Raw genomic sequence first — 17,345 nt, 5'->3', positions numbered from 1 at the left:
GCGGGCCGTCCCATGATCGTCGGGTCGTCGCGCCGGTCGTCGAATCCACTCACAGTTGTCCCCTACCTGCCACACGTCTCGGCAGGGGACCTTAGCGGGCGACGGCCTCCGATGCCGACACTCCGTGGCCCGTGTCGGCTCCCGGTCGCTTCGGCGGCGCGGCGACCAGCGTCAACAAGGTCGCCTCCGGACGGCAGCAGAAGCGGTAGGGCGCCCACGGGGAGGTGCCGACACCCGCGGAGACGTGCAACCGGGTGTGCTCGCCCCACTTCGAGGAACCCTTCACCCGGGACCGGTCGATTCCGCAGTTGGTGACCAGCGCGCCGTAGCCGGGCAGGCACAACTGGCCGCCATGGGTGTGCCCGGCCAGCACCAGGTCGTACCCGTCCTCGGCGAAGCGGTCCAGCACCCGGGGCTCGGGGGAGTGGGTGAGGCCGAGCCGCAGATCGGCCAGCGGGTTCGGGGCGCCCGCGACGGTGTCGTACCGGTCGCGCTGCAGGTGCGGATCGTCGACGCCGGCGGTGGCGATGCGGATACCGGCCACCTCGAGGTCGCGACGCACGTGCGTCAGGTCGAGCCAGCCGCGCTCGGTGAAGGCCGCGCGCAGGTCTTTCCACGGCAGCGGAGCGCCGTAGGTGCGGCGGTGGTCCTTCTTGAAGTACTTCAGCGGGTTCTTCGCCACCGGCGCGAAATAGTCGTTGCTGCCGAAAACGAAAAGCCCCGGGCGGGAGAGCAATCCACCGAGGGCCTGGACCACCGCGGGCACCGACTTCTGGTGCGAGAGATTGTCGCCGGTGTTGATCACCAGGTCCGGCTCCAGCCGGTCCAGTTCCCGCAGCCACTGCTGCTTGAGCTTCTGCCCGGGCGTCATGTGCAGGTCACTGAGGTGGAGCACCCGCAACGACGACGACCCCGGCGCCAGCACAGGCATGGTCGCCTCCCGTAGGACGAAGGCGTTGCGTTCGACCAGCGAGGCGTAGCCGATTCCGGCCACCGCGGCCCCGGCGGCTCCCAGCGCGGTCGTGCGTACAGCAGAGGTCGAGATCACGGGCATTTGCCCAGCATAGGTGACCTCGCTCAGGAGCGCCGAGTGTGTTTCCGCACAAGCGCCCCTTTTCTCGGCGGGAAATCGGGCCGTGCGGCAAATGTAGTGGGACCACCGCCCCGGAGCCGCTACCGTGAGCGGCATGTCGGAACTCAAATCGCAGCTGCGAGCGGATCTCACCGCCGCGATGAAAGCCAAGGACACGCTGCGCCTTTCCACGTTGCGGATGTTGCTGTCGGCGATCCAGACCGCCGAGGTCGCCGGCACCCAGGCGCGTGAGCTCACCGACGCCGAGGTCGTCTCCGTGCTGCAGAAGGAGTCGAAGAAGCGCAGCGAATCCGCCGAGGTATACACGCAGGCCGGGCGCGGCGAATTGGCGGCGAACGAGCACGCCGAGGCGCGCGTCATCGACGAGTATCTGCCGACCCAGTTGACCGACGCCGAAGTCGCCGATCTCGCCGACACCGCCATCGCACAGGTCGCCGAGGAGATCGGCGAGCGTCCCGGCATGCGCCAGATGGGGCAGGTCATGAAGATCGCCACCGGGCTCGCCGCGGGCAAGGCCGACGGCTCGCGCATTTCGGCCGCGGTGAAGGCGCGGCTGTAGGACCGCGACGAGAAAAGGGGCCGCGAACCGTGTGGTTCGCGGCCCCTTTCTCCTGTCAGCGCGGGATCGGGATGGGAATCGGGATCGGTGGCAGCTGCGGCGGTAGCGGCAGTCCCGGGATGCCCGGCGGCGGGGCGGGCGGCCCGGGCGGCGGCGCGGCCCGGACGGTGCCGTCGCTGATGTACAGCGTGATCACCGAGCCGGGGATCGCCGACCCGTTCGGCGCGGTGCCCATCACGGTGCCCTTGGGGCGATCGCCTGCCCCGGTCACCGGCGACACCTGGAAGCCGGCGGCCACCAGCGCCGCGGTGGCCTCGCCCTGGGTCTTGCCGACGACATCGGGCACCTGCGCGTTGTTCGCGCCGCGCACGTACTTGTCGTCCAGCGGGGGCAACCCGGGCGGCGGGAACAGCGGTATCACCGGTTTGATCGCGTTGAACCAGGTGCGGGCGGGCTCGTTACCGCCGAACAGGTTGCCGTCGCCGCAGTTGCGCAGCGGGAACGAGCAGATCTCGCCGGGGGTGGGGCTGTCGCCGTAGGCGTAGACCGCGGCGGCCAGCGCGTTGGTGAAGCCGAGGAAGGCCGAGGAGCGGTGGCTCTCGGTCGTACCGGTCTTGCCCGACATCGGGAAATTCCAACCCACCGACTGGGCCGCGGCCGCCGCCGTGCCCGAAGTGTCGTCTTTGCTCATCGCGTTGGCCAGAGTGTTCGCCAGACCGGGCTCGACCACCTGCTCGCAGGCCTGCTGGGTCAGCGGCACCTGCTTGCCCTCGCGGTCGATGACCTCCTTGATCGGGTTCGGCGGGCACCACCGGCCACCGGAACCCAGCGTCGCGGCCACGTTGGACAGCTCGAGCGGGTTGATCGCGACGGGGCCGAGGGTGAACGAGCCGAGGTTCTGGTCCTTGATCATGTCCGCCAGGCTCTGGTTGCCGTGGCCCGAGGTGCCCGCTTCGGTGAACGAGCGCATGCCGAGCCGGACCGCCATGTCGACGGTGGGGGTGACCCCGACGGCCTGGATCAACTTCACGAACGCGGTGTTCGGCGAGGTGGCCAGCGCCTCGGTCACCGACATGGGCGACTTGTACCGGCCCGCGTTCTCCACGCAGTAGGTGGCGGCCGGGCACCCGCGGGCGCCACCGTTACCCATGCCCTTGGCCTCGAACCGCCCAGGCACCTCGAGCTGGGCATCGATGCCGAGGCCCTTCTCCATGGCCGCGGCGGTGGTGAAGATCTTGAAGATGGAGCCCGCGCCGTCGCCGACCATGGAGTACGGCTGCGGCTGCACGGTCTCGTTGGCGTCCCGGTTCAGGCCGTAGGTGCGGCTGCTGGCCATCGCGAGCACCGGATGCGTGTCCTGCCCCGGCGCGACCACGGACATGACCTCCGCGATGTTGTCGAGGTTCGGGTTCGCCGCGTCGGTCACCGCTCGTTTCACCGAGTCCTGCACGGCGGGATCGAGGGTGGTCCTGATCAGATAGCCACCCTTCTCGATCTGTTCGCGGCTGATGCCGGCGTTGGCCAGGTACTGCAGCGCGTAGTCGCAGAAGAAGCCGCGGTCGTTGGCCGCGATGCAGCCGCGCGGCAGGCCTTTGGGCTCCGGCAGCACGCCCAGCGGCTTGGTCTTCGCCTCGCGGAACTCCTCGGCGCGGCTGGGAATGTTCTGGATCATCGTGTCCAGCACCGTGTTGCGCCTGGCCAGTACGCCGTCCGGATTGGTGTAGGGATTCAGCTTGGACGAGCTCTGCACCATGCCCGCCAGCATCGCGGCCTGTGAGACGTTCAGATCGGCCGCGTCGACGCCGAAGTAGGTCTTCGCGGCGTCCTGGATGCCGTAGGACGAGTTACCGAACGGGACGAGGTTGAGGTACCTGGTGAGGATCTCGTCCTTGGTCAGCTCCCGGTCCAGCGTGAGCGCCATCCGGATCTCCCGGATCTTGCGGGCCGGAGTGGTCTCGATGGCGGCGCGGCGCTCGGCGTCGGTCTTGGCCACCACCAGTAGCTGGAAGTTCTTCACGTACTGCTGGTCCAGTGTCGAGGCGCCCTGCTGGACCTCGCCGCTGGCGCTGTTGGTGAGGAACGCGCGCAGCGTGCCCTGCCAGTCGACGCCCTCGTGGTCGGCGAAGCGACGGTCCTCGATGGACACGATCGCGAGTTTCATGTCGTTGGAGATCCGGTCGCTGGGGACCTCGAATCTGCGCTGCTCGTACAGCCAGGCGATCGGATTGCCCGCCGCGTCGACCATGGTCGAGACCGCGGGCGCCGTGCCCTCGACCAGCTCCGAGGAGACGTTGTCGACGGCGTCGGCGGCACGGTTGGAGACGAACCCGAAGCCGCCGGCGAGCGGGAACAACAACCCGGCGACGAGCACGGAGGCCAGCACGCAACTGCCGGCCAGCCGCGCGAGCGTATGTGTGATCGGCACGAAACAAGACTACGGGTTGCCACTCGAGCGTTCTTGGCGGCATTTGTCCGGAGGTCGTAACTGGTTGTTCGCGAACCGGAATGGGCGTGTCGCGCGATCGGGGGCGGCGTGTCGCATGAGGGCGCGTACGCAATCTGCCTGCCCGTCCAGTGCGCGCCCCGCTTTGCAGGGACGGACGTACCAAAAAATCTCGAGGTGGTCTTGCGCAAGCGCCATACCTTTACCTAGATTGAGAACCCAGTGTGATAGAGCTAACACTCAAAGTGGAATGTGGTGCACTTCGCAGCGGGGTTTGGGTGCTGCGCGGTGACAACGCGATTCTGGAGCGCCGTTGACCCGGTGTTCGGACTGCAAAGGGGCACACCAAATGCACATGACAACCCCCATCGCTCGATTGGACGTGGAGCAGGCCGAAGCAAGGATCGCCTGGGTAGCCCAGGCCCGATGCAAGGAAGTGGATCCCGATCAGTTGTTCGTCCGCGGCGCGGCGCAGCGCAAAGCGGCGACGATCTGCAGGCACTGTCCCGTGCTCATGCAGTGTGGTGCCGACGCGCTGGACAACCGCGTCGAGTTCGGTGTGTGGGGCGGCATGACGGAACGGCAGCGTCGCGCCCTGTTGAAGCAGCATCCGGAAGTGACCTCGTGGGCCGATTTCTTCCAGGCCCAGCGCCAGCATCAAGTGGCGATGTAATCCGGCCACATCGAAACGGAGCCCGCGCGAGCGGGCTCAGTTTCGTTTCAGGAGCAATATTTCCGTTCGGAGCAATAGCGGATACGCCTAAGTATCAAGCGCTCGCGCGCGCCGTGCCGGTGAGCTGATCGCCGACGACGCGCAGCGCGTCGAGATCGGACACCTCGAACGGGAGCGCGGTGACCGAGACGATCGGCACCCGCGGATGCGCGCCGGTGAAGCGGTGCAGCAGATGCTGCTCGCGTTTATCGGTGACGACCCGGCGGGCGTGCACCCGCAACACCGCCGCGGTGAGCGGATCGGAATCCGCCACCTGGTCGGCGGCGGTGAGCGCGTGATCGGCGGGCAGCGAACTCAGCACCGGATGGGTGCGGTTGAGCACCAGCCCCGCCAGCGGCATCCGCTCGGTGGAGAGGCGGTCGACGAAGAACGAGGCCTCCCGCAGCGCGTCCGGTTCCGGCGCCGCCACCACGAGGAAGTGTGTACCCGGCTTCGACAGCATGGCGAAGGTCCGCTCGGCCCGCTCCTGGAAGCCGCCGAACAGCGACTCCAGGGATTGCAGGAAGTTCGACGCGTCCTTGAGCATCTGCCCACCGACGACGGTGGACACACCCCGCACCGCCAGGCTCATCGCGCCGGTCACGAGACGGGTCACGCCCCGGCCGGGCGCCATGATCACCCGGATCATGCGGCCGTTGAGGAAGTTGCCCAGCCGCTTGGGAGCATCCAGGAAGTCGAGGGCGTTGCGCGAAGGCGGGGTGTCGACCACGATCAGGTCCCACTCGCCCCGGTGGGCCAGCTGCCCCAGCTTCTCCATCGCCATGTATTCCTGTGTGCCGCCGAAGGAGGAGGCGACCGTTTGATAGAAGGGGTTGGCGAAGATCTGCTCCGCTTTCTCCCCGTTGGTGTGCTCGAGCACCATGTCGTCGAAGGTGCGGCGCATGTTGAGCATCATCGCGTGCAGTTCGCCCTTGGCCTCGGGGCCGAGCGCTACCCGCTGCGGGTTGTTGCCGAGGTCGGCGACGCCCAGTGACTGGGCCAGCCTGCGCGCGGGGTCGATGGTGAGCACCACGACCTTGCGGCCTTCCTCGGCGGCGCGCAGCGCGAGGGCGGCGGCGGTGGTGGTCTTGCCGACGCCACCGGAGCCGCAGCAGACCACAACCCGGGCGGACGGGTCGGCGATGATCCGCGAAATATCCAGCGGGGCAGCCGTGGGATGGGTCGGCGTGCTCATCGGACTCCCTGTGCGGTGAGGTGTTCGGCTAGTTCGTACAGTCCGCCCAGGTCCATCCCGTCCGGGAGGGCGGGCAGGTAGAGCCGGGAGATGTCGACCTTGGCCAGTTCCTCGGCGCTGTCGTCCTGTGCTTGCAGCGTGGCGGAGTGCTCGATCGTTTCGGTGAGCAGCCCCTGGAAGTCGCCGTCGGTGAGGGTGATGCCCGCGGAGGTGAGGCCCGCGCGGATGGCGTCGGCGTCCAGTTCGCCGCGAGCGGCCCGGTGGCCCAGCTCGGGCGGGAGCTGGCCTTCGGTCGCGCGGTTCACGATGACGGTGCCGATGCGCAGGTCAGCGGCGGTGAGTTCGGCGACCGCGTCGGCGGTCTCCTGCACCGGTAGTGCCTCCAGCAGCGTGACCAGGTGAATCATGGTCTGATCGGAGTGCAGCAGCTGCGACACGCCCTCGGCTTGCGAAGCGATCGGCCCGCCCTTGGCCACCTCGGCCATGGCCTTGGTGACGTCGAGGAAGCCGGCGATCCGGCCGGTGGGCGGGGCATCGACCACGATTTCGTCGTAGACCCGCTTGCCGGACTTGTCCACGCGAACCGCGCACTCCTTGATCTTGCCGGTCAGGATGACGTCGCGCAGACCGGGCGCGATCGTGGTGACGAACTCGATGGCCCCCATCCGGCGCATCGCGCGGCCCGCGAAGCCGAGGTTGTAGAACATGTCGAGGTATTCGAGGAAAGCGTGCTCGATGTCCAGCGCCAGCGCGACCACTTCGCCGCCGCCGTCGGCGGTGGCGATCCGTGTCTCGGTCGGCGGCAGCGGCGGCAGGTCGAACAGCTGCGCGATCGATTGTCTGCTCTCCACCTCGACCAACAGCACCCGGCGCCCGCCCGCGGCGAGCGCCAGGGCCAGTGCTGCGGCAACCGTCGACTTGCCCGTGCCTCCCTTGCCGGAGACGTAGTGCAAGCGGGCCTGCTCAGCGCGCTTCGGCCACCTTGTGTCCAGTCCCGGCTCCGCCGAAAGCGGCCCTGCAGTTGGTACTCCCACGATCGCGAGCCTATAACTGGTCCGCCACAGCGGGGCACCGGCCGTACCAGACGGGTGGGTCGCGCGGGCCGGTCTGAGCACTTACCCCCCGCCACCGCTCGAGTTCCGACACACCCGGGTAAGTGGCCGTTTCCCTTATGAATCGCCGTCGCATCATGCGAAGCCACCCGGGGTGATCCCCACTCGACCGTCCCAGTCTTCGCAGCTAGGCCACACCGAGCATCGTTCGTTCGCGGGCCGGGTGCCGAGCTGACATGCCGGCGACGAATGACGAACGGCCCGGCCCACTGCCGCACACCCAACGCGGCTCGCCCACCGGTCTCGAGTGACGCGCGCGACATCGCCTATTCGCCGTTGACTGTCCCGGGTCGTCTTCACACGGCTGCGGCGAGTTCGGCGGCCCTACCCCGGGTAGCGCCGCGGAGCTATCTCGTGCACGGCTGACGCGCTCCGACGAATACCCGGCCAGCCCACCCCCCGATAAGGTCCCAGCGAAGCGACGCCGACCGAAGCAACACGATCCGAGCGGCCACCACATCCCGACCAATCAGTACCGGGCCGCCTCGACGGACCCGCTCCGGGGCGCGTGCCCAGTGTCCCGAGCGCGAGTACCGACGCCCCCAGCGCACCTCAACGCCCGATCTCAAGCGAGCAACAACGGGCATCCGCCGTCGCCACCGGCAGATCAGCGAAGCCCCGCATGCGAGCGGCCGCACTTCCGCGAACAACCATCCCGTACCAGGTGGATGAAGATTCTTTCGCGCGACCCGCATGACCCGTGTCCTGAGCCCAGATGCCGACGCGCCCAGCGCACCTCAACCACGTCTTTCGAGCGAAGCGAGACCGAGCATGCGCCGTTCGCGGCCCGGCTCGCGTTCGCGCGGCCGCCGCGTCCGCGACGAAGTCGCCAGCGGCAGTCGCGCAAACGCGAGCCACAAAGGGGCCGCGAACACGCAGCGCCGAAGGCGCTGCAAATCCAACACAGCTACGCTTCTCGCTCATGAGTGATACGACCCTGTGGGAGTACGCGACCGTGCCGCTGCTGACGCATGCGACCAAGCAGATTCTCGATCAGTGGGGAGCCGACGGCTGGGAGCTGGTCACCGTGCTGCCCGGTCCGACGGGTGAGCAGCACGTCGCCTACCTCAAGCGGCCCAAGTAGCGAAGGACGGTGACGCGATGACCCAGTGGGAGAAGAACCTCGCCGAGCTCGGAATCACCCTTCCTCCGGTCGCGGCCCCGGTCGCGGCTTACATTCCCGCGATCCGTACCGGGTCGCTGGTCTACACCTCCGGTCAGTTGCCGTTCGTGAACGGCCAGTTGTCCGCGGTCGGCAAGGTCGGCGCCGAGGTCTCGATCGAGGAGGCCGAGGAGGCTGCCCGGCTGTGTGCGCTGAACGCGCTGGCGGCGGTGCACGACCTGGTCGGCCTGGACGCGGTGGTGCGGATCGTGAAGGTGGTCGGGTTCGTCGCCTCGGCGCCTGGATTCGGCGATCAGCCGGTTGTGATCAACGGCGCGTCGGAGTTCCTCGGCCAGGTCTTCGGTGACGCGGGTAAGCACGCGCGCTCGGCCGTGGGAGTCTCCGAACTTCCCCGCAACACTCCGGTCGAAGTCGAACTGATCGCCGAGGTGCGCTAGACCGGAACTGTCGGCTCCGTTTCTATCCGAGGTTTTGCGATGACGTTGACTCACCCCGCCTACGGGCAGCTCCGGCAGGTCACCGAGACGGCAGCGGTGCTGCTCGCCGACAATCCGGGGCAGATGACCTTGGACGGAACCAATACCTGGGTCCTGCGCGCGCCGGGACGGTCGGACTGTGTGGTGGTGGACCCGGGGCCGAAGGACAAGTCGCACACGGCCGCGATCGCCGAGGCCACCGGTGGCCGGATCGCGCTGACGCTGATCACCCACCGCCATCACGACCACACCGGCGGTATCGATCGGCTGGTCGAGCTGACCGGGACGCCGGTGCGCGCCAAGGACTCCGGCTTCCTGCGCGGCTCGTCCGCTCCCCTCGTCGACGGCGAGGTCATCGAGGCGGCGGGCTTGCGGATCACCGTGCTGGCCACGCCGGGTCATACCGGCGACTCGGTGAGCTTCGTCCTCGATGACGCGGTGCTGACCGGCGACACCATCCTCGGCGCGGGCACCACCGTGCTGGACTCCAGCGACGGCACGCTGGCCGATTATCTGTCCTCGCTGGACCGGTTGGTCGAGGCGGGCCATGGCAAGGCGTTGCTGCCGGCGCACGGCCCGGACCACCCGGATCTGGAGCCGGTCGCCCGGTATTACATCGCGCATCGCCACGAGCGCCTCGATCAGGTGCGGGAGGCGCTGCGGGCGCTCGGCGCGGACGCGGGCGCGATGGCGGTCGTGCGGCGCGTGTACGCCGACGTGGACAAGCGGCTGTGGCCCGCGGCGCGCAGTTCGGTGCAGGCGCAGCTGGAATATCTGCGCGTGCACGGCTAGCCGGAACGACAGAACGCCGGGTTCAGTGGAGCGCTGAACCCGGCGTTCGGCGTGGAGTCCGTGCGTTACCGGGCGCGACGGGCCAGGCGCTCGGAATCGGAGATGAGCACGCTCTTGCCCTCCAGCCGCAGCCAGCCGCGATGCGCGAAGTCGGCGAGCGCCTTGTTCACGGTCTCGCGGGAGGCCCCGACCAGCTGGGCGATCTCCTCCTGGGTCAGATCGTGGGTGACCCGCAGCGCGCCCGCCTCCTGGGTGCCGAAGCGCTGTGCGAGCTGCAGCAGCGCCTTGGCGACCCGGCCGGGGACGTCGGTGAAGATCAGATCGGCCAGGTTGTTGTTGGTCCGGCGCAGGCGGCGAGCGAGAACGCGCAGCAACTGCTCGGCGATCTCGGGCCGCTGGTCGATCCAGGTCTTGAGGGCGTCGCGGTCCATCGTCACCGCACGCACCTCGGTCACCGTGGTGGCGGTGGAGGTGCGCGGGCCCGGATCGAAGATCGACAGCTCGCCGAACATGTCGGACGGGCCCATGATGGTCAACAGGTTCTCGCGGCCGTCGGGCGAGCGGCGTCCGATCTTCACCTTGCCGGACGTGATGATGTACAGCCGGTCGCCCGGCTCACCCTCGTTGAAGATGACATGACCGCGCGGGAAATCCACCGGCTGAAGTTGCTTGGCGAGGGCGGCCACCGCAGTGGGCTCGACGCCCTGGAAGATGCCTGCTCTGGCGAGGGCCTCGTCCACGAATGTGCTCCTTAGGGAAATGGCTCTGTACTGGACCGAAGCGACTCGGCCAACAGCGCAGTCTACGCGGCGTCACTACAGCGTAGTGACGGACACCACGTAACGAGTGGATTGCGCGACGCGCACGCCGGGTCAGCTCGCGCGGGCCACGTCCATCTCGTCACCGCGGGAGCGACGCCTGCGCATCCGGGCCACGGCGGCGGGCAGACCGAGCTTCGTCAGCTCTTTCACCTCGGCGTTACTGGCCTTGTCCAGGTACTGCTGAACCTCTTCGTCGGGTTCGAGAAGCTTGCGGAGCCGGTTCTCGACCCGCTCCATACCCAGTGCGAACAGCATCAGCACCACTGGGAAGAGCACCACAGCGAGTCCTTGCATGACGAGCAGTAAACACCGTCGAGGTCTCAGATGGAACACGGCAACTGAACTGGAAGGGCAACGTTGTCCGCCGATTCCGTATGGTGGACGCGTGCGCGTCTCCCCCTCCACCGCCGCCGGGAACGGGCTTGCCCCCGGCTCCGATCCCAACGGAACGCCGCCGGTCGCCGCCGCGGCTCCACAACGGAAAACCAGGGCGCGACAGGCGGAAACCCGACTCGGGCTGGTCCGCCGCGCGCGCCGGATGAACCGCGAACTGGCGACCGCTTTCCCCGACGCGCATTGTGAGCTGGATTTCACCACACCGCTCGAACTGGCGGTCGCGACAATACTTTCGGCGCAGTGCACCGACGAGCGGGTGAATCTCACCACGCCCGCGCTGTTCGCCCGGTACCCCGACGCCCGCGCCTACGCCGAGGCAAACCGCGCGGAGCTGGAGGAATACATCCGGCCGACCGGCTTCTTCCGGAACAAGGCCGCCTCGCTGATCGGACTCGGCCAGGCGCTACTGGAACGATACGACGGTGAATTGCCTCACACCCTGACCGAACTCGTCCAGCTGCCCGGCATCGGGCGCAAGACCGCCAACGTCATCCTCGGCAACGCGTTCGGGGTGCCGGGCATCACGGTCGACACCCATTTCGGCCGTCTGGTGCGCCGCTGGGGATGGACCGACGAGGAAGACCCGGTCAAGGTAGAGCACATCGTCGGCGCGCTGATCGAGCGCAAGGAATGGACGATGCTCTCGCACCGGGTGATCTTCCACGGACGGCGGGTCTGCCATTCCCGCAAGCCGGCGTGCGGCGCTTGCGTCCTGGTCAAGGACTGCCCGTCGTTCGGTATCGGGCCGACCGATCCGGAGGCCGCGGCCAAGCTGGTGAAAGGGCCGGAGCGCGAGCATCTGCTGGAGCTGGTGGGCCGGTGAGCTCGGAGCCCTCGGGCCGAAGGAGGAGGGGGCATGCGTGGCGCTGGGCATTGGCAGGTCTGATCGTGGTGGTGGCGCTGGCGGTCGCGGTGTGGCCGCGCGGCGACGACGCGACGGAGGAGCCGCAGTCGCCCCCCGCCGCCTCCGGCGTCTCCGATGACCTGCGCGCTGCCGCCCATTTGCCCGACTGCCCCAGCGGCGCCGCCACCGGCAGCGGGCCGCTGGCCGGGATAACGCTGGGTTGCCTGGCGAACGGCAGGCCGGTGGACCTGGCCGCCGCGCTGGCGGGCAAGCCCGCTCTGCTGAACCTGTGGGCCTACTGGTGCGCACCGTGCGCCCAGGAGTTGCCGTATTTGCAGCAATACGCCCAACGCGCCGGGAACGCGATTACCGTGCTGACCGTGCACAGCGACCCTGATGAGGCCAAGGCACTGTCCCGGCTGCGTGGGCTGGAGGTGCGGTTGCCCGGCGTTTCGGACGCCGATGCGCGAGTGCGTACGGCCGTCGGGGCCCCCGCGGTGCTGCCGATCTCGGTGCTGGTGCGTGCCGACGGCTCGGTCGCCGACGTCGTGGTGCGGGCTTTCGGCGGGGTGGATGACATCGCGAACACGGTCGCGGGCAAGCTCGGAGTGGCCGCGTGACAATGCGGGTGGACGAATCAATGGTGGAGGTGACGGTGCGGGCGTGCACGCGGGCCGGTGAGCGAATGCGCGGGGGAGGTGTGTGTTGAGCATCGAAATGCCGCCCGGCATCCCGGAATGGCTGACCCGCTCGGCCGAACCGGCTACGGAGAACGCCGACACCCTGACCAGGGAGCGTGTGCTGCGCCGCGCCCTGACCCTGACTTCGAAGCCGCGGCAAGCGGCGGTGCTCGTGCTGTTCGGCGGCTCGCCCGAGCCGGACCCGGCCGCGCCCGGCGGACTGCCCGCCGACGCGGAGGTGCTGCTCACCCAGCGCGCCTCCACCATGCGCCAGCACCGAGGCCAAGTGGCTTTCCCCGGCGGCGCGGTCGACCCGGGCGACGCCGGGCCGATCGATACCGCGCTGCGCGAAGCGTGCGAGGAGACCGGTCTCGACCGTTCCGGTGTCGAGCCGTTCGCGGTGCTGCCGAAACTGTTCGTGCCGCCGTCTCGCTTCGACGTCACGCCGGTGGTCGCGTACTGGCGCACGCCGGGCGCGGTGGGGGTGGTCGACCAGAGCGAGACCGAGCGCGTCGTGCGCGTCCCGCTCGCGCAGCTGCTGGATCCGGCCAACCGCTTCCTGGTCCGCAGCCCCATGGGTTATCAGAGCCCGGCGTTCCAGGTCGACGGGATGCTGGTCTGGGGTCTGACCGGCGGCATCCTCGCCGGGATCAGCAAGGCCTGCGGCTGGGACCGAGCGTGGGACCACGGGGACGTTCGTGATCTGGAGACCGCACTCGCCGCCGTGGGGATGACGTTATGAGTTCGTCGGCCTGGCTCGACATCGCCGTCGTGCTGCTGGCGCTGCTGGCCGCCTCCTCGGGATGGCGCCAGGGCGCGGTGGCCTCCGCGCTCGCCTTCCTCGGTGTGGTGCTCGGCGCGGTCGCGGGCATCCTGATCGCGCCGCACATCCTGGTGCACGTCGACGAGGGCCGCACCAGAGTGCTCACCGGTGTGCTGCTGATCGTGGTGCTGGTGATCGTCGGTGAGGTCGCGGGCATGGTGCTGGGGCGCGCCGCGCGCAGCGGCATGCGTCATCCGTTCACGCGCAGCGTCGACAGCGCGGTCGGCGCGGTGTTGCAGGCGGTCGCCGTACTGGTCACCGCGTGGCTGCTGGCGCTGCCGCTGGCCACGTCGTCGCAGCCGGCCATCGCGACGGCGATCAACGGCTCGCGGGTGCTCGCCGATGTCAACGACGTCGCGCCGAACTGGCTGCGCAGGCTGCCCAACGAGTTCTCCAAGCTGCTCAACACCTCCGGCCTGCCGGACGTGATCGGGCCGTTCGGGCGGGCGCCGATCGCGGCCGTGGAACCCCCGGATCCGAGCGTGCTGGCCAGCCCGGTCGCCGCCTCGCTACAGCAGAGCGTGCTGCGCATCCGCGGGGTCGCGCCGAGTTGCCAGCGGGCGCTGGAGGGCTCGGGTTTCGTCATCGCGCCCGAGCGCGTGATGACCAACGCCCACGTCGTCGCGGGCACCACGAGCGTCGCGGTGGACACCCCGCGCGGCCCGCTGGACGCGAACGTGGTTCTGTTCGACCCGTCCAAGGATGTCGCGGTGCTCGCCGTGCCCGGTCTCACCGCCCCGGTGGTCCCGCGCGCGCCGGCGCCCGCGCGGTCGGGCGACAGCGCGATCGTGCTCGGCTACCCCGGCGGCGGCCCGTACACCGCGAGCGCCGCCCGGGTGCGCGAGACCCTGGATCTGACCGGTCCGACCATCTACCGCAACGGCACCGTCGAACGCGAGGTCTACACCGTCCGCGGCCAGGTCAGGGCGGGCAATTCCGGCGGGCCGCTGGTGGATACCGACGGGCAGGTGCTCGGCGTGGTCTTCGGCGCCGCCGTCACCGACGACGACACCGGTTACGTGCTCACGCTCGCGGAGGTCCGCGCGCAGCTCGACGCGGCCGAACGGGTCAGCGCCGCGGTGGACACCGGCGCCTGCGTACTCAGCTGAATCGGCGTCCCCGGCCACGGGCGATCCGTGGCCGGGAAGTCATTCCCCGCGGCTCAGGCCAGAAGTTTGGCCAGTTCCGTCGTCACGGCGTCCGGGTTCTCCTGGTGGGCGAAGTGCCCCGCCGCCGGGATGGTGACCAGTCGCCGCTCCGGTGAGAGATGAGGATCGCGGCGGAAGGTTCCCGCCAGCACGTAAGGGTCCAGATCGCCGCGCATGGCCAAGACCGGGATATGGATGGGTTCGCGCATGGTCGCCATGAACCGGCGGCCGTCCGGACGCCACTGACTGCGGAAGGCCCAGCGCTGGTACTCCAGCGCACAATGCGCGGCGCCGGGAATCCGGATCGCCGAACGCATCCGCCGGGCGGTGTCGACGAATTCGGCGGTGCCGGTCCATCCCACGCTCACCCGCTGACGCAGCAGTCGCTCGACCTCGAAGCCGTCGGCGGTGGTCAGCAAGTGCTCGCCGTACCGGGGCAGCTGGTAGCGAAGGAAGTTCGGCAGCCAGGCCGCGCGCTGGCGGCGGTTGCGCAGCACGGAACTCTTCAGCGCCGACGGATGCGGCGAGCCGACCAGCGCGATCGAGCGAACCAGTCGCGGATGCAGCACCGCGGTGGTCCAGCAGACCAGTCCACCGTCGGCGTGCCCGACCAGCGTCGCCTCGGTGTATCCGAGCGCCCGGATGAGGCCGGCGACGTCACCGGCGAGCGTCCAGCCGTCGTAGCCGCGCGGCGGCTTGTCGCTGTCGCCGTAGCCGCGCAGGTCGACGGCGACAACGCGGTAACCGAGCTCGGCCAAGCCGGTCAATTGGTTACGCCAGGACCACCAGAAGTCCGCGAACCCGTGCAGCAGCACGACCAGCGGAGCGTCGGCCCGCTCGGGCGCCGCGTCCACGACGTGGAATCGAATACCGTTGGCGTGCACGTCCCGATGCGTCCACGGTCCGTCGTAACGGACGCTGGACGGATCCGGAAGCAAGTTCGCCGACACGGCGACCGAGCCTAGTAGCCGTCGTACCGGCTCGCGCACGCGCGCCTAGGAAGCGGGCTTCTCCAGGGCGAGACGGTCGTCGTGTGCGGACGCGCCCAAGCTGTGCGGCAGCACCGTGCGCGCCTGCTTGAGCGAATCGATCGTCTTCTCCGGCGCGCGCAGTTTCTTCACCCGCCGGTATCCGAGGAACGCCAGTGCCGCGGTGGCTACGACCATCAGCAGGAAGACGATCAGGAAGGCCGCCCAGCGCGCCAGCCACACGTCGAGCAGCTCGCCGAGGAAGAAGAAAAAGAAGAAGGTGCTGAACAACAGCACGGTGAGCGCGAGGATGAAGTAGACGCTGCCCTGCAGGCCCTTCTTGATCTCACCGGTGACCTCGGCCTTGGCCAGTTCGACCTCGGCGCGGACCAGGGTCGACATCTGCTCGGCGGCGTCGCGGACCAGGCTCCCGAAGCTCGCGGAGCCGAGCGGATCGGCGTCCGTGAGTGGAATGGAGGTGACCGTACGACCGCGCTCCGCGCCGCTCCCGTTACCGCCGTGGTTGAAACTCACTTGGTCGACCCTTCTCCCTGTCCCGGCACTGCTTCAACTCCCGTTCGATCGGCGGCGCTCCCGGTGCCCTCCGTGGTCACGCAGGCTACCGCCTCCGGGCGGATCGCTCGTGCCGCCGTACTGTTCACGTTCTAGCGCACGGGCGTCCCGCCGAGCCTGGTGGACACGCCCACGCCGCAACAGTAGCGCCGAACCGGCGATCGACGCCGCCATTGATGTGACCAACACAGCGGCTTTCGCCAACTCGACGTCCGCGACATCGGCGAGCGCGAGTTCCGCCACGAGAAGGCTAACCGTGAAGCCGATCGCGCCGAGCACCGACAGGGCGAACATGTCCCGCCAGCCGAGCCCGCTGGGGCGCTTCGCGACGCCCAACCGAATTGCCACCCAGCTCATCCCGAAGATCCCGAGGGGCTTGCCCACGAGGAGCCCGAGAATCACGGCGAGCGCGAGCCGATTGGTGTACAACTCGCCGAACACCGTGGGATTCAACGGAACCCCGGCGGCGAACAGGGCGAACAGCGGAACGCAGAACCCGGCGGAGACCGGCTGGAAGAGGTGCTCGAGCCGGGAGGCGGGCGCTCGACGTTCGCCGGGATCCGGGCGCACCCGGGTGAGCAGGCCGAGCGCGACGCCCGCCAACGTGGGATGGATGCCCGCCTCGTGCAGCGCGTACCAGGACACCAACGCCAGCGGGACATAGAGCCAGGGCGTGCCGATCCGCGCGCGTTGCCCCATCGACCATCCGGCGAAGCATCCGGCCGCGACGAGCAACCACAGCAGCGACACCGCGGTGGTGAACAGCACCGCGATCACGACGATCGCCATGAGGTCGTCGACCACCGCGAGACTGAGCAAGAACACCCGCGCGCCCGCCGGGATGCGCGAACCGGTCAGCGCCAGCACTGCGAGCGCGAACGCGATGTCGGTGGCGACCGGGATGGCCCAGCCGCGCTCCATGCCGGGGATGCCGAACCCGACGACCGCCGCGATCAGCGCGGGGGTGACCACGCCACCGATCGCCGCGATGACCGGCAGGGTGGCGCGTCTGCGATCGGCGAGTTCACCGACGACCAGTTCGCGTTTGAGTTCCAGTCCGGCGACGAAGAAGAACACCGCCAGCAGGCCGTCCTCGGCCCAGCCTGCCAAGGTCAGGTCCAGGTGCAGCGGTGGGATCGCGACGACGGTCTCGGTCATCGACACATAACTCGCTGCCCAGGGCGAGTTCACCCACAGCAATGCGATCGCGGCCGCTATCAGAAGCAGTGCGCCGCCGAAGGTTTCCGTGCGGAGGTAGCGGGACAATTCCGAGTGCACTCGCGTGATCACGGGAAACCTTTCGGGCGGCGATCGGGCAGCACTGCGGCGGCACCCACCGGAACCGGCTCAACGGGTGCGCGACCGCTCGCCGACCAGACTTCCCGGCACACCTCACGCAATCTTAACGGGTGCGGCCGGTGACAGGTCCGCCACCGGCCGTACTCAGCGCTGCTCGGTCAGTCCTTGCCTGCCCGGATCGCCTCGAAGACGCTCGGGTCGACGAGGGTGGAGGTGTCGCCGAGTTCGCGTCCTTCGGCGATGTCGCGTAGGAGGCGGCGCATGATTTTGCCGCTGCGGGTTTTGGGG

At 69.0% G+C, this 17,345-nt stretch carries 18 protein-coding genes; 9 read left to right on the top strand and 9 right to left on the bottom strand.

The features are described 5' to 3' along the window. Positions 1 to 91 precede the first annotated feature (91 nt). Positions 92 to 1,054 (bottom strand): metallophosphoesterase, encoded by a 963-nt coding sequence (locus tag ACGF7Y_RS32360; protein WP_062972244.1) that lies wholly within the window; start codon positions 1,052 to 1,054, stop codon positions 92 to 94. Positions 1,055 to 1,187: 133 nt separating this feature from the next. Here ACGF7Y_RS32360 and ACGF7Y_RS32355 point away from each other — a divergent pair, with 133 nt between their 5' ends. After that, on the top strand, positions 1,188 to 1,652 hold the full coding sequence (locus tag ACGF7Y_RS32355) for a GatB/YqeY domain-containing protein (RefSeq protein WP_393240492.1): 465 nt from the start codon (positions 1,188 to 1,190) through the stop codon (positions 1,650 to 1,652). Positions 1,653 to 1,707: 55 nt separating this feature from the next. On the opposite strand, the gene ACGF7Y_RS32350 is transcribed toward ACGF7Y_RS32355, so the two are convergent. Beyond that, a complete protein-coding gene (locus ACGF7Y_RS32350; protein ID WP_393240489.1) occupies positions 1,708 to 4,077 on the bottom strand; it encodes a penicillin-binding protein in 2,370 nt (789 codons plus the stop codon). Positions 4,078 to 4,444: 367 nt separating this feature from the next. On the opposite strand from ACGF7Y_RS32350, the gene ACGF7Y_RS32345 reads away from it, so the two are divergent. Further along, the gene (locus tag ACGF7Y_RS32345; protein WP_014981178.1) at positions 4,445 to 4,768 is read left to right on the top strand and encodes a WhiB family transcriptional regulator; all 324 of its coding nucleotides are present in this window, start codon (positions 4,445 to 4,447) and stop codon (positions 4,766 to 4,768) included. Between the two features lie 94 nt (positions 4,769 to 4,862). On the opposite strand, the gene ACGF7Y_RS32340 is transcribed toward ACGF7Y_RS32345, so the two are convergent. Beyond that, positions 4,863 to 6,002, bottom strand: coding sequence for an ArsA family ATPase (locus ACGF7Y_RS32340; protein ID WP_393240485.1), 1,140 nt, complete (start codon positions 6,000 to 6,002; stop codon positions 4,863 to 4,865). Beyond that, complete coding sequence (locus ACGF7Y_RS32335; protein WP_393240482.1) at positions 5,999 to 7,036, bottom strand: ArsA-related P-loop ATPase; 1,038 nt, start codon at positions 7,034 to 7,036, stop codon at positions 5,999 to 6,001. The genes ACGF7Y_RS32340 and ACGF7Y_RS32335 overlap by 4 nt, the downstream gene beginning before the upstream one ends. A 1,000-nt stretch (positions 7,037 to 8,036) precedes the next feature. Between ACGF7Y_RS32335 and ACGF7Y_RS32330 the strand changes: the two genes are divergently transcribed. Genes ACGF7Y_RS32330 through ACGF7Y_RS32320 form a run of 3 tightly spaced genes read left to right on the top strand, consistent with a single transcriptional unit; the run spans position 8,037 to position 9,505 of the window. Continuing rightward, complete coding sequence (locus tag ACGF7Y_RS32330; protein ID WP_085994820.1) at positions 8,037 to 8,198, top strand: DUF4177 domain-containing protein; 162 nt, start codon at positions 8,037 to 8,039, stop codon at positions 8,196 to 8,198. Positions 8,199 to 8,215: 17 nt separating this feature from the next. After that, a complete protein-coding gene (locus tag ACGF7Y_RS32325; protein WP_357127063.1) occupies positions 8,216 to 8,674 on the top strand; it encodes a RidA family protein in 459 nt (152 codons plus the stop codon). A 39-nt stretch (positions 8,675 to 8,713) separates the two neighbouring features. After that, positions 8,714 to 9,505, top strand: a complete 792-nt coding sequence (locus ACGF7Y_RS32320; protein WP_393240479.1) for an MBL fold metallo-hydrolase — start codon at positions 8,714 to 8,716, stop codon at positions 9,503 to 9,505. 65 nt (positions 9,506 to 9,570) lie between these two features. On the opposite strand, the gene ACGF7Y_RS32315 is transcribed toward ACGF7Y_RS32320, so the two are convergent. Then, entirely contained in the window at positions 9,571 to 10,245 is a 675-nt protein-coding gene (locus tag ACGF7Y_RS32315) for a Crp/Fnr family transcriptional regulator (protein ID WP_039794544.1), read from the bottom strand. A gap of 132 nt (positions 10,246 to 10,377) precedes the next feature. After that, positions 10,378 to 10,620, bottom strand: a complete 243-nt coding sequence (locus ACGF7Y_RS32310) for a hypothetical protein (RefSeq protein ID WP_040864458.1) — start codon at positions 10,618 to 10,620, stop codon at positions 10,378 to 10,380. A gap of 223 nt (positions 10,621 to 10,843) precedes the next feature. Here ACGF7Y_RS32310 and nth point away from each other — a divergent pair, with 223 nt between their 5' ends. The 4 genes from nth (at position 10,844) to ACGF7Y_RS32290 (ending at position 14,178) form a co-directional block, all read left to right on the top strand. Beyond that, a complete protein-coding gene (gene nth / locus ACGF7Y_RS32305) occupies positions 10,844 to 11,545 on the top strand; it encodes an endonuclease III (protein ID WP_062978088.1) in 702 nt (233 codons plus the stop codon). A gap of 50 nt (positions 11,546 to 11,595) precedes the next feature. Beyond that, on the top strand, positions 11,596 to 12,186 hold the full coding sequence (locus ACGF7Y_RS32300; RefSeq protein ID WP_393240475.1) for a TlpA family protein disulfide reductase: 591 nt from the start codon (positions 11,596 to 11,598) through the stop codon (positions 12,184 to 12,186). A 97-nt stretch (positions 12,187 to 12,283) separates the two neighbouring features. Then, positions 12,284 to 12,988, top strand: coding sequence for an NUDIX hydrolase (locus ACGF7Y_RS32295; RefSeq protein ID WP_393240672.1), 705 nt, complete (start codon positions 12,284 to 12,286; stop codon positions 12,986 to 12,988). Continuing rightward, positions 12,985 to 14,178: a MarP family serine protease gene (locus ACGF7Y_RS32290; protein ID WP_062978082.1), complete on the top strand. Its 1,194-nt coding sequence runs from the start codon at positions 12,985 to 12,987 to the stop codon at positions 14,176 to 14,178. The genes ACGF7Y_RS32295 and ACGF7Y_RS32290 overlap by 4 nt, the downstream gene beginning before the upstream one ends. A 53-nt stretch (positions 14,179 to 14,231) precedes the next feature. On the opposite strand, the gene ACGF7Y_RS32285 is transcribed toward ACGF7Y_RS32290, so the two are convergent. From ACGF7Y_RS32285 to nhaA, 3 genes are read right to left on the bottom strand one after another with little or no spacing between them, the layout of a single operon-like run. After that, entirely contained in the window at positions 14,232 to 15,167 is a 936-nt protein-coding gene (locus tag ACGF7Y_RS32285) for an alpha/beta fold hydrolase (protein WP_393240472.1), read from the bottom strand. A 45-nt stretch (positions 15,168 to 15,212) separates the two neighbouring features. Then, positions 15,213 to 15,719 (bottom strand): phage holin family protein, encoded by a 507-nt coding sequence (locus ACGF7Y_RS32280; RefSeq protein ID WP_063052025.1) that lies wholly within the window; start codon positions 15,717 to 15,719, stop codon positions 15,213 to 15,215. Between the two features lie 33 nt (positions 15,720 to 15,752). Then, entirely contained in the window at positions 15,753 to 17,048 is a 1,296-nt protein-coding gene (gene nhaA / locus ACGF7Y_RS32275) for a Na+/H+ antiporter NhaA (protein ID WP_393240469.1), read from the bottom strand. Positions 17,049 to 17,345 lie beyond the last annotated feature (297 nt).

Source organism: Nocardia sp. NPDC047654, from assembly GCF_043205035.1.
Lineage (GTDB): Bacteria > Actinomycetota > Actinomycetes > Mycobacteriales > Mycobacteriaceae > Nocardia.
The sequence above is the reverse complement of the archived record's forward strand: the minus strand, read 5'-3'. Positions and strand labels throughout refer to the sequence as shown.